This is a genomic window from Achromobacter maghribensis, from assembly GCF_057334215.1.
Genome location: NZ_JBHFII010000057.1, coordinates 1 through 12384, shown reverse-complemented (window position 1 = coordinate 12384; position 12384 = coordinate 1). Strand labels below are relative to the sequence as shown.

Below are 12384 nucleotides of genomic sequence, written 5' to 3'. Positions count from 1 at the left end.
CGCGACGGGCGCCTTAAGAACTCAACGCACCCACACGCCAAAACCCACAACTCATCTGAAGCTCGTAAACTCCCCGAAAAACATACAACATCCGGAGGGACAACATGCGCATTTTGCTGGTCGAGGACAACCTTGATCTGGGCGATGCCGTGGAAAGCAAATTGCGGCTGGCGGGCCATAGCGTGCAATGGGTGCATGATGGAATGGCGGCGTTGCGTTGGGGGCTGGACGAGACCTGGGACGCGTTGGTGCTGGACATCAATCTGCCGGGCAAGGACGGGTTTTCCGTCATTCGTGAACTGCGCGCCGCCGGGTTGGAAGCGCCTGTGCTCGTCATGACCGCGCGAGCGGAAATTGAAGACAAGATCGACATGCTGGACCTGGGTGCGGACGACTATCTCGTCAAGCCCTTTGACTTGCGCGAGCTTGAAGCGCGGCTGCGGGCGCTGATGCGGCGGCCGGCCGGGCAGACCACCAGCACCACGCACTACGGCAATCTCAGTCTGGACCTGGCCGGGCGCAGCGTTACGTTGTCGGGCGCGCCGCTGGAGTTGGGGCGGCGCGAGTTTCGATTGCTGGAGATCCTGGTGGGGCGGATCGGACAAACGGTTGCCAAGGAACGGCTGATGAATCAGCTGTTCGACCTGGACGACGGCTCGCTTAATGCGCTGGAACTGTTGATCTCGCGGTTGCGCAAGAAGCTGGCCGGCGCGTCGATCGATATCGTCACCGTGCGCGGCGTCGGCTATCAGGCCCGCAGCCATGAGCATTTCTGAACGCGCCTCCATCCGCCGCCGCGTCTTTACCTTGGGCGCGGCGCTGCTGGCGTGCGCACTGGTCGGCCTGGTGTTCTTTCTGCGCGATTATGCGGACCGGGCGGCCGAGCAGGCCTTCGACCGGCTGTTGGCTGCGTCGGCGCTGACCATCGCCGGGTCCGTGCAGATCGAAGATAACGGCGTGACCGTCGAGCCGCCCGTCTCGTCGCTGGCCATGCTGTCGGGCGGCGCGCGCGTGTTCTACGAAGCGCGCGCCTCCAATGGCAAACTGATCACCGGCTATGCCGATCTGGCGCCCGCCTTGCCGCTGGCGCAGGCGGCAACGCCCGTGTTCGCGTATGTGACGTATCACGACGAACCCGTCCGCGTGGCGACCGTGGGGCGGCTGGTGTCCGCCAGCCAGCATGCCGGCTGGGTGACGGTGCGCGTGGCCGAAACGCTGGGCTCGCGCGAAGCGTTGGCCAGCGAAATTCTGGGGCGCGGCGTGCTGCCCCTGCTGATCGTGTCGCTGGTGGCGCTGGGGCTGTTGTGGTTCGGCGTGCAGCGCGCCTTCGCGCCGCTGGCTGTATTGGAGCGCGACTTGCGCACCCGCGCGCCCGAAGACCTGACGCCGCTGACCACGCCCGTGCCGCGCGAAGTGCGCCGGCTGGTCGAAGCGCTGAACGCCTTCATGCAACGCCTTTCCATCATCATGGACACTTTGAACACGCTGGTGGCCGACGCCACGCACCAGGTCCGCACGCCGCTGGCATCTCTGCGCGCCCAGGCCGAAGTGGCGCTGGACGAAACAGACCCGACGCGGCTGCGCGAGCGTATCGGCCGCATTCATCAGAACGCCACGCACGCCAGCCAGTTGATCAACCAGTTATTGATGGACGCCACCATCACGCACCGGCTGGGCAAGGGACCGCCCGAATCCGTCGGCGTGGCCGAGACCATCAACGAAACGCGCCGGCGCATCGGCCCCGTGGACGCCGAACGGCTGCGCATCGACATCGCGCCGGAAGTGCGCCGCGCCCGGCTGGCCGGTGACCGCGTGGCATTACGCGAAATGCTGCGCAACCTGGTGGACAACGCCTTGCGCTATGCGCCGGACGGCACCGTCGATATCCAGGCCACGCCCGTGGCCGGGTTCCGGGTGGCGCTGACGGTGTCCGACCGCGGCCCGGGCATCTTTGACGACGAAAAGGAAGCCGTGCAGCAGCGCTTCACGCGCGGGCGGGCCGGCGTGTCGCAACCGGGATCAGGGCTGGGGCTGGCCATCGTGCGTTCGGTGGCCACGGCGCACGGGGGCTCGCTATGGCTGCATGACCGGCCAGGCGGCGGCCTGTCGGCGCGCGTCATCCTGCCGCTGCAACAGCAGCCGGCCGGACGCAATCTGGCGGCGTGGCTGGGCGCGGCGTGCACGGCGGCGATGCTGCTGGTGTCCGCCCCCCAGGATGCGCGCGCGGCCCAGCTGGACGAAATCGTCACGCGCTATCCCGCGCCGCAACCGACGTCGCGCACGCTGGTCATCGCCGGTCCCACCGACACGCCTGTCGTCGCGCCCCTGATCCAGGGCTTTCAATCGTTGCGGCCCGACGTGTCGGTGGTATATCGCGAAATCAGCAGCCGCGATCTGTACGAGGCCACCGTCGACGGACGCCTGACAAATGTCGACGTGCTGATGAGTTCGGCGTCGGACTTGCAGATCCGGCTGGCCAATGACGGCTACGCGCAAAGCTACACGTCGCCCTACGCGTCCAAGCTGCCGTCGTGGGCCGTCTGGCGCAATGAGGTCTACGGCTTTACCTTCGAGCCCGCCGTCATCGTCTACAACCCCAAGCGCTTTACCGAGGCCACCGTGCCCCGCTCGCGGCAGGACATCCTGCGCCTGCTGGAACGCGAGCAAGCCAGCCTGCAAGGCCGCGTCGGCACCTACGACATTGCCGCCAGCAGCCTGGGCTATCTGCTGGCCGAGCAAGATGAGCTGGTGTCGTCGAACTTCTGGGGCCTGGCCAACGCGATGGGGCAAGTGGGCGTGCGGCTGTCGCCCACCAGCGCCCAGATCCTGGACGCCATCGAGAACGACGAACTGGACCTGGCCTACAACATCCTGGGGTCGTACGCGCTGTCGCGCCAGGCCGCGGGCGGCAGGATCGGCGTGGTCTTTCCGCAGGACTATGTGTTGGTGCTGGCGCGATCCGTGCTGATATCGCGGCGCGCGCCCAGCCCCGACCTGGCGCGCGCGCTGGTCGATTGGCTGCTGTCTCCGGCCGGCCAGCAGGTGGCCTCCAGCCACGCGGCGCTGGGTTCCATCATGGAAGACACGCCGGGCCGCTGGACATCCGAAGCGGTGTTGGCGCGCTCAAGCGGTATCGTCCAGCCGGTGGTGCTAAGCCCCGCCCTGCTGGTGGGGCTGGACCAGCGGCGGCACTCGCGCTTCGTGCAGAACTGGGTGCGGCTGGTGACGGACACGCCGAAGCGGCCCTGATGCCGCCGCACTGTCGCGCCGCGCGGCGCAAGCCATCAATGCCGCCAGCACGCAAGGCCAGGGATTACCCCTAGCCGCTTACCGCCCCCATGACAGGACGACGACAGACGCCGCCTCCTAAGATGGCCGCAGGCTGGACCCAGATCCTGCTATAGACCCATTCCAATCGGAGACGAACACATGCTTGCCAAGTCCCAACTGGCGGCCGCCTGCGCCGCAGCTTTCGCCATCGCCACCGGCAGCGCCTTCGCGCAGGCCGTGCCGGCGGGTTACCCGGCCGACTATCAAAAGATCCTGGACGGCGCCAAGAAGGAAGGCAAGGTCGTCATCTATTCGACCACCGACACCAAGGCCGCCGGCCCCATCATCAAGGGCTTCGAAGCGCTGTATCCGGGCGTCAAGGTCGAATACAACGACATGAACAGCACCGAGCTCTACAACCGCTACATCAGCGAACAGGCGGCGGGCGGTGGCAGCGGCGACATCGTCTGGAGCTCGTCGATGGATTCGGCCCTGAAGCTGGCCACCGACTACGCGCTGCAATACAAGTCGCCCGAAGCCGGCAAGCTGCCGGCCTGGGCGGTCTGGAAGGATTCGGCCTACGGCACGACCTACGAACCGGCCGTGTTCATCTACAACAAGCGCCTGATCCCCGCTGCCGAAGTGCCCACCACGCACGGCGCGCTGGCCAAGCTGATCGCCAGCCAGCCCGACAAGTTCAAGAACAAGGTCACGACCTACGACATTGAAAAGTCGGCCGTGGGCTTCATGCTGGCCGTGCAGGACAAGGCCAACGACCCCAAGTACTTCGACACGCTGAAAGACATCGCCAAGGGCGGCCTGGTCGTGCAATCGTCCACCGGCACCATGATGGAACGCGTGTCGTCGGGCGAAAACCTGATCGGCTACAACATCCTGGGGTCTTACGCCGAAACGCGCGCCAAGGCCGACCCGTCGCTGGGCGTGGCCTACCCGACCGACTACGCGCTGGTGTTGTCGCGCGTGGCGTTCATCAGCAAGAAGGCCAAGAACCGCAACGCCGCCAAGCTGTGGATGGACTACCTGCTGTCGCAGAAGGGCCAGGAAATCATGGCCAACCAGGCCGACCTGGCTTCGGTGCGCGATGACATCGCCGGCGACAACGACGTGGACGGCATGACCAAGAAGCTGGGCGCCTCGCTCAAGCCGATTCCGGTCAACGAAACGCTGCTGGACTACCTTGAGCAGACCAAGCGCCTGCAGTTCATCAAGGACTGGCGCGCCGCGGCCGGCAAGTAAGGCCGCGCGGGTCCGGGGCGCGGCGCGCCCGCCCCGGCGCCCCATACGCGTAGCGGACGGCGGCCTGCCGCCCGCTTGACCGCCCCCCGGGGCGGGCCTGCCCCTACCCGGGCGGCGCGACCGTCGCGTCACTTTGAATACAGGATTTCCCCATGCAGTCATTGCGCAGAAAATGGCAGTCCCTGCCGCGCGGCGTGGTGGTGTTGATGACAGCCCTGGCCATCTACGTGCCGCTGTCGTTCATCATCATCCAGAGCTTTCTCTCCGCGCCCTTCTTTGCCCCGTCCAAGGTCTTCAGCCTGGACGCGTTCCGCTTCATTTTCGCGGACCCTGATTTCTACAAGGCGCTGAAAAGCGGCTTCATCCTGGCCTTCGGGCTAGCCATCATCGCCATTCCGCTGGGCGGCATGCTGGCCTTCCTGATGATCCGTACCGATCTGCCCGGCCGCCGCTGGATCGAACCGCTGATCCTGGTGCCGGTGTTCGTGTCGCCCATGGTGCTGGGCTTTGGCTACGTCGTGGCCGCCGGCCCGGTGGGCTTCTTCTCGATCTGGGCGCAGAACATCCTGGGCTTTGTGCCCTGGAACGTTTATTCGCTGACCAGCATCGTCATCATCGCCGGCCTGACGCACGTGCCGCACGCCTATCTGTACATCTCGTCGGCGCTGCGCAGCATGGGGTCCGACGTGGAAGAAGCGGCCCGCGTGGCCGGCGCATCGCCGCTGCGCGTGATGGTGTCGGTCAGCCTGCCGATGGTGCGCCCGGCCATGCTGTACGCCACCGTGCTGCTGTTCTTCCTGGGCCTGGAAGTGTTCGGCCTGGTGCTGGTGCTGGGCGATCCGGAAGGCAACCTGGTGCTGGCCACCTACCTGTACAAGCTGACCAACAAGCTGGGCATTCCGTCGTATCACCTGATGGCGGCCGTGGCCGTGATCCTGATCTGCATGACGATCCCGCTGGTGATGCTGCAACGTCGTTTGATGCGCACCGCCAACCGCTTCGTTACCGTCAAGGGCAAGGCCTCGCGGGCGCGCCCGTTGCCGCTGGGCAAATGGCGCTGGGCGGCAGGCGCGGTCGTGGCGTTCTGGCTGGTGGTCACCATCGTGGTGCCACTGCTGGGGGTGCTGCTGCGCGCGTTCGTGTCCAACTGGGGCATGGGGGTGTCGCTGTTCGACGTGCTGTCGCTGGATGCTTTCCATACGGTCTTCGCACAGCCCAACCTGATCCGCGCCATTGTGAACTCGGTGGCCATCGGGGTGTTCGGCGGCGCGCTGGCGGTGATGTGCTACATGTTCGTGGGCCTGGCCATGCACCGCAAGCCGGACAACGTCACCCGCTTCATGGACTACAGCGTGCTGGTGCCGCGCGCCGTGCCCGGCCTGCTGGCCGGCCTGGCCTTCCTGTGGGTGTTCCTGTTTGTGCCGATGTGGCTGGACAACGCCCTGGACGTGGATGAAAACGGCTGGCTGTCGGCGCTGCCGTTCGCCGAATGGCTGCGCGAGAACTTCATCGAATGGCTGCGCGCCATGCGCAGCACCATCTTCAGCGTGTGGCTGGCCTACACGGTGGTGTGGATGGCTTACGGGCTGCGTTTGATTTCGTCGACCCTGCTGCAAGTGGGCCCCGAACTGGAAGAGGCCGCCCGCAGCGCCGGCGCGCGCCGTGGCCAGGTCACGCGCCACGTCACGGTGCCGCTGGCCAAGTACGGCCTGATCGGTTCGTGGCTGCTGATGTTCCTGATCTTCGAGCGCGAATACTCCACCGGCGTCTACCTGCTGTCGCCCGGCACGGAGACCATCGGTTCCATGCTGGTGTCGCTGTGGGCCTCGGGCGCCATCGACATCGTGGCCGCGCTTTCCTTCATCAATATCGTTCTGGTCGTGATCGGCCTGGGCATCGCCCTGCGATTCGGAGTCAAACTTCATGATTGAGCTTTCTGTAGAAGACCTGCACCTGGACTACGGCGACAACCCCGTGCTGAAGGGCGTGTCGATGCAACTGCGCCAGGGCGAAGTGGTGTCGTTGCTGGGCCCCTCGGGCAGCGGCAAGACCACGCTGCTGCGGGCCGTGGCCGGGCTGGAAGGCCCCAAGCGCGGCCGCATCACCATTGGCGATCGCATCGTCTACGACGGTGGCGCGCGCAAGGAGATTCCCGCCGAAGAGCGCAACCTGGGCTTGGTGTTCCAGTCCTACGCGCTGTGGCCGCACAAGACCGTGTTTGAAAACGTGGCCTACCCGCTGAAGTTGCGCAAGGTGCCGTCGGCCGAAGTGCGCGAACGCGTGCAGGCCGTGCTGGACCAGCTGGGCCTGGGCAAGCTGGGCCACCGCCATCCGCACGCGCTGTCCGGCGGCCAGCAGCAGCGCGTGGCCATCGGCCGGGCGCTGGTGTATAGCCCGCCCGTCATCCTGCTGGACGAACCGCTATCCAACCTGGACGCCAAGCTGCGCGAAGAGGCCCGTGCCTTCCTGCGCGAACTGATCATCCGCCTGGGGCTGTCGGCACTGATGGTGACGCATGACCAGAGCGAAGCCATGGCCATTTCCGACCGCATCCTGCTGTTGAACAACGGCAAGATCGAACAGCAGGGCACGCCGCAGGAAATGTATGGGTCGCCTTCCACGCTTTTCACCGCCGAGTTCATGGGCAGCAACAACCGGCTGGAAGGCAAGGTCACGGAAGTACGCGACGGCCGGGCCCGCATCGAAGGCCGTGGCTGGGCCCTCTGGGGCAAGGCCGGCGAAGGCGTGACCCCGGGCCAGGACGGCACGGCGGTGATCCGGGTGGAGCAAGTGCGCCTGGCGGACGACCCCGACGGCAACCACCTGGACATGCCGCTGCTGACCAGCATGTACCTGGGCGACCGCTGGGAATACCTGTTCCGCACGCCCGACGCGGACCCCGCCAACACCCTGGCCCTGCGTGCCTATGGTCCGGAAGGCCGCGAGCCCGGCCCGTGCCGGCTGGCGCTGCCCGCCAGCAAGGTCTGGGTCTTCCCGCGCAAGACAGCCTGACGCGCCACGGTCATGCCGCGCGGGTCATGCCGCGTGTGGCGCCGCATGTTGCACCGCATGTGGCGAGACCCGAGCCGTGCCCGGTCGGCGGCCCGGCGCGCCGTCCAATAGCTGTTACAAGCCGTTGGCTGGCATGCCGGGCGACGTGGACTCGACTTACAATGCGTCCGTGCAACGCCCTGATTCCTCCTCCCCGCTAGGCCGTTACGTGCGGTGGCTGGGCGCTCCCGCCCAGCACTACCTGCGCATCGGCATTGCAATATCGCTGTTGGTGCACGCCGGCGCCCTGGCGTGGCGCTTCGGCGTGCCCGCTCTTACCCGCCCGCCCGTGACCAGCCTGGAAGTCGTGCTGCTGAACGCCCGCAGCGAAACGCCGCCGGACACGCCGCGCGCCCAGGCGCAGAATCAGATGAGCGGCGGCGGCAACGCCGACCGTGGCATGACCACCACCCCGCTGCCCCAGACGGGCGCATCCGCCGAAACGATCGTGCTGGAAGCCATGCGCCGCCGGCAAGTGCAGCTGGAAGCCGAACAGACCCGCCTCATGACCCAGTTGCGCTCGCAGGAGAAGGCCGGCGCCGAGCGCCAGGCCGTCAACCCGTGGCCGGACGGGACCGATCTGGGCCAGGACTCCCAAGACCAGGCCAGCGTGATCCAGAACGCCCAGGTCGCCGCCCTGGCCGCCCGGGTGCAGCAATACAGCGCCGAACCCCGCAAGCAGTTCGTGGCCCCCTCGGCGGAGGCCTCGCGCTACGCCGCGTACCTGGACGCCTGGCGCACCCGCATCGAGGCGGTCGGCACAAAGCATTACCCGGACGAGGCGCGCGGACGCATTTACGGTACGCTGCGCATCACGGTATCGGTCCGCAGCGACGGAAGCATCGCCAACGTCGAAATCGACCAGCCTTCGCCGCACGCGGTGCTGAACCAGGCCGCCCGCCGCATCGTCCAACTGGCGGCCCCCTTCCCCCCGTTCCCCCCCGACATCGCTCGCGACACCGACGTGCTGGTCATCACCCGCACCTGGCATTTCGTCAACGACACCCTGGAAACACAAGCCCCATGACCGAGGCGATCCCTCTTGCCCGCTACGCCGTCATCGGCAATCCCATCGCGCACAGCCGCTCGCCTCAGATCCACGAGCTGTTCTCCCAGCAGACCGGCAAGCCGTTGCGCTACGAGCGCCTGCTGGCGCCGGTGGACGGATTTACGCAAGCCACTGCCGCCTTCGTGGCCGAGGGCGGACTGGGCCTGAACGTCACGGTGCCCTTCAAGCGGGACGCCTACGCGCTGGCGGCGGGCAGGCTGACCGCCCGCGCGCGGCTGGCCGGAGCGGTCAACACCCTGTCCTGGCGCGACGGCGCCTGGCACGGCTGCAACACGGACGGCGTAGGCCTGGTGTCCGACCTGCTGCGCCTGGGCGTGCGCTTGAACGGCGCGTCGGTGCTGCTGGTGGGCGCGGGCGGCGCCGCCCGTGGCGTGCTGCAGCCCCTGGCGGAAGCCGGCTGCGTTCGCCTGCACATCGTCAACCGCACGGCGTCCAAGGCGCTGGAACTGGCCGACGCCTGGCGCAGCACCGGCGTGTCGCCGCAGACCCGGGTCACGGCGGGCGGGTTGGCCGACGCCGCCCTGCCTGGCGGCTGGAACCTGGTCATCAACGCCACGGCGAGCGGCCTGCAGGACGCCGCCCCCGACTTGCCGGCCGGCTTGTACGCCGAGGGCGCCGCGGCCTACGACATGATGTACGGCGCCACCCCCACCGCCTTCATGAAACAGGCAGAGGCCGACGGCGCCGCGCTGACGGCTGATGGCCTGGGCATGCTGGTGGGCCAGGCCGCCGAGAGCTTTTTCATCTGGCATGGCGTGCGCCCCGATCCGGCGCCTGTGCTGGCGGCGCTGCGCGAGACGCTCATGGCGGGACGCTGAACAGCATGGCGGCGCGCAAGGGCCGATCCTGGTTCCGGATCACCACCGGCGTCCTGATGGCGCTGGTGTGCCTGGTCCTGCTGTATCAATTCTGGCTCTTTGCCCAAGTGGTCTGGTACAACTACCGCGACCCCGGCAGCAGCGCGATCATGCGCGAAGAGCTGTCGCGCCTGCGCGAAGGCAACCCGGACTTCAAACTGCAATACGAGTGGGTGCCCTACGACAAGATCAACCGCAACCTCAAGCGCGCGGTGGTGGCCTCGGAAGACTCTAACTTCACCGGGCACGACGGCATCGAATGGGACGCCATCCGCAAAGCCTGGGAATACAACCAGCGCCAGGAAGAAGCCGGCCGCAGCAAGATGCGCGGCGGCTCCACCATCACCCAGCAGTTGGCCAAGAACCTGTTCCTGTCCAGTTCACGCAGCTATATTCGCAAGGGCCAGGAACTGGTTTTGACCTATATGATCGAACACGTCATGACCAAGGAGCGCATCCTGGAACTGTATCTGAACGTGGCCGAATGGGGCGTAGGCGTATTCGGGGCGCAGGCCGCCTCGAAACACTACTTCAACACCACGGCGGCCAACCTGGGCGCCAGCCAGGCCGCCCGGCTGGCCGCCATGCTGCCCAACCCTCGCTTCTATGACAGCCGCCGCAATTCCAACTACCTGAACTCCCGCGTCGGCGTCCTGACCCGCCGGATGCAGATGGTCGATATCCCCTGACATCCGAAACCACGACAATCCGTCAGGCCTTCCCCACCCTTGCCGGTGGGATTTGTTAAGCTTTCACGTTTACGCGCTCCCATTCCTTTTCATGCGTACCGCACGTCGCTACCTGGCCCGCGAGATCTATCGCTCTTGCGCAGTGGTCCTTATGGCCCTGCTAGGCCTTTTCACGTTCTTCGCGCTGGTGGACGACCTGGACAACGTGGGCGACAAGTTCTCCATGATGGCCCTGCTCTACATGCAGGCGCTGGCCATTCCCACCCGCTTGTACGACCTGCTGCCCATCGGGCTGCTGATCGGCGCGATTCTGGCGCTGGCCGGCCTTGCGCAGCGCAACGAACTCGTCATCTTGCGGGTCTCGGGCGTCAGCGGGATGCGCCTGCTGCGCATGCTGTGGGTCGTCACCATTCCCCTGATGATCGGCGCGGCCCTGCTGTCCGAATACGTCACCCCGTGGGCCGAGATCAAAAGCGGTGAAGCCAACCTGCTATTTCGCGGCAAGGCCGGCGGCGACCGCCTGAAGAGCGGCTATTGGTTCAAGGAACCCACGGCCAACGGCGGCACCCGGATCATCAATATCGGCGAACTCAAGGGCGACGGCCAGGTGGCCAACGTCACCCTCTACGAATTCAAGAAAGACCTGACGCTTTCCGTCCTCTCCACGGCGCCTACCGGGCTGTTCGCCCACGGCGACCTGGTGCTGAAGGACGTGGCCGAAACGCGGCTGGACAACGACGCCTCCGAGGCGCTGGCCAACGCCCGTCCGCCCAAGAATCCCCCGGCCGCCGTGGTGAAGGTGCCCGAACGCACGGTCGACACCACCCTCAGCCCCGAACGCCTGCTGGCCCGCGTGTTGACGCCTGAACGCATGTCCATCATCACGTTGCTGGACTATGTGGAGTATTTGCGCGACAACCAGCTGCAATATGGTCGACAGGTCGTCGCGCTGTGGCGCAAACTGGCCTATCCGTTCACGTTGCTGGTGATGATCACGATTGCCGCGCCGATCGGCCTGATGCAGACCCGCCGCGGCGGCGTCGGCGCCAAGGTCTTCATCGGCATCTTGCTGGGCGTGGGTTTCTTCATGCTGAACCAGTTGGCGTTGAACGTAGGCATGCTGGGTAAGTGGCCGCCCTGGCTGACCGCCCTGGGCCCGAACATCGGGGCCATGACGCTGGCGCTGGGCGCCATGAGCTATATGGAATACCGCCACACCTTTACCCGGTTCGTCCAACAACGCTGGCCTTGGAGCAAGAGTCCCGCATGAACGGCAGTATCTGGATGATCGGCGACGTGCAGGGGTGCTGCTCGCCGCTGGATCGCTTGCTGTCCCACCCCGATCTGGTCGGCGACCCGAAGTCGCGCTTCTGGTTCGCCGGCGACCTGGTCAACCGCGGCCCGCAGTCGCTGGAGACCCTGCGCCGCATCATCGACCTGGGCGACCGCGCGACGTCGGTGCTGGGCAATCACGACCTGCACCTGCTGGCCGCCGCGGCCGGGGTGCGCAAGCCGTCAAAATCGGACACGCTCGAAGACATCCTTCGCGCGCCGGACGCAACCGCCCTGATCAACTGGCTGCGGTTCCGCCCGCTGGCCCATTTCGAACAAGGCCATCTGCTGGTGCACGCCGGCACGCTGGCAAAATGGGACGTCGCCAAGACGCTGTCGCTGGCCGGCGAGGTGCAAGACGCGCTGCGCGGCCCGAACTGGCAGAAGGCGCTGCAGAAGATGTACGGCAACGAACCGGCCACGTGGAAAGAAGACCACAAGGGCGGCAAGCGGATGCGGGTGATCATCAATGCGCTGACGCGCATCCGCCTGTGCACGCCAAACGGCCACATGGAGTTCGCCACCAAGGTCGCCCCAGGCGCCTGGCCCCCGGGGCTGGTCCCCTGGTTCGACGTCCCGAACCGGGCGACACGCGACATCACAACGGTCTTCGGACACTGGTCGACGCTGGGCTTGCTGCAACGCCCGGACGTGATCTGCCTGGACACCGGATGCGTGTGGGGGGGAGCGCTGACGGCGTTGCGGTTGCAGGATCGGAAGCTGGTGCAGGTGAAGTGTTCGCAGTTTCAGGATCCGTTGTCTGAGTGACGGGTTTTTGGGGGATTGCGGGGCGTTGTGGCGGGGCTTCGTGGCTTCGTAGGTTCGTAGGTTCGTAGGTTCGTAGGTTCGTAGGTTCGTA

The 12384-nt window shown here is 66.4% G+C and carries 10 protein-coding genes; all 10 read left to right on the top strand.

Annotated features, from left to right (window positions below; all coding sequences use genetic code 11):
- Positions 1-104 precede the first annotated feature (104 nt).
- The 10 genes from ACE039_RS24810 to ACE039_RS24765 all read left to right on the top strand — a co-directional run bounded on the left by ACE039_RS24810 (position 105) and on the right by ACE039_RS24765 (position 12293).
- The gene (locus ACE039_RS24810; RefSeq protein WP_485823577.1) at positions 105-776 is read left to right on the top strand and encodes a response regulator transcription factor; all 672 of its coding nucleotides are present in this window, start codon (positions 105-107) and stop codon (positions 774-776) included.
- The gene (locus tag ACE039_RS24805) at positions 763-3249 is read left to right on the top strand and encodes a sensor histidine kinase (RefSeq protein ID WP_485823576.1); all 2487 of its coding nucleotides are present in this window, start codon (positions 763-765) and stop codon (positions 3247-3249) included. Before ACE039_RS24810 ends, ACE039_RS24805 begins: the two co-directional genes overlap by 14 nt.
- 180 nt (positions 3250-3429) lie before the next feature.
- Positions 3430-4527 carry an ABC transporter substrate-binding protein gene (locus ACE039_RS24800; RefSeq protein ID WP_313462360.1) on the top strand — a complete coding sequence of 366 codons (1098 nt, stop codon included), beginning with the start codon at positions 3430-3432 and terminating at the stop codon, positions 4525-4527.
- Positions 4528-4679: 152 nt separating this feature from the next.
- Complete coding sequence (locus tag ACE039_RS24795; protein ID WP_105560552.1) at positions 4680-6458, top strand: ABC transporter permease; 1779 nt, start codon at positions 4680-4682, stop codon at positions 6456-6458.
- Positions 6451-7539, top strand: coding sequence for an ABC transporter ATP-binding protein (locus ACE039_RS24790; RefSeq protein WP_448709372.1), 1089 nt, complete (start codon positions 6451-6453; stop codon positions 7537-7539). The genes ACE039_RS24795 and ACE039_RS24790 overlap by 8 nt, the downstream gene beginning before the upstream one ends.
- 133 nt (positions 7540-7672) lie before the next feature.
- Positions 7673-8605, top strand: coding sequence for a TonB family protein (locus ACE039_RS24785; protein ID WP_332007724.1), 933 nt, complete (start codon positions 7673-7675; stop codon positions 8603-8605).
- On the top strand, positions 8602-9465 hold the full coding sequence (aroE, locus tag ACE039_RS24780; RefSeq protein ID WP_485823575.1) for a shikimate dehydrogenase: 864 nt from the start codon (positions 8602-8604) through the stop codon (positions 9463-9465). The genes ACE039_RS24785 and aroE overlap by 4 nt, the downstream gene beginning before the upstream one ends.
- A 5-nt stretch (positions 9466-9470) precedes the next feature.
- Entirely contained in the window at positions 9471-10193 is a 723-nt protein-coding gene (mtgA, locus tag ACE039_RS24775; protein ID WP_105560570.1) for a monofunctional biosynthetic peptidoglycan transglycosylase, read from the top strand.
- 91 nt (positions 10194-10284) lie between these two features.
- On the top strand, positions 10285-11463 hold the full coding sequence (lptG, locus tag ACE039_RS24770) for an LPS export ABC transporter permease LptG (protein ID WP_485823574.1): 1179 nt from the start codon (positions 10285-10287) through the stop codon (positions 11461-11463).
- Positions 11460-12293, top strand: coding sequence for a symmetrical bis(5'-nucleosyl)-tetraphosphatase (locus tag ACE039_RS24765; protein ID WP_485823573.1), 834 nt, complete (start codon positions 11460-11462; stop codon positions 12291-12293). The genes lptG and ACE039_RS24765 overlap by 4 nt, the downstream gene beginning before the upstream one ends.
- The last annotated feature ends 91 nt before the right edge of the window (positions 12294-12384 follow it).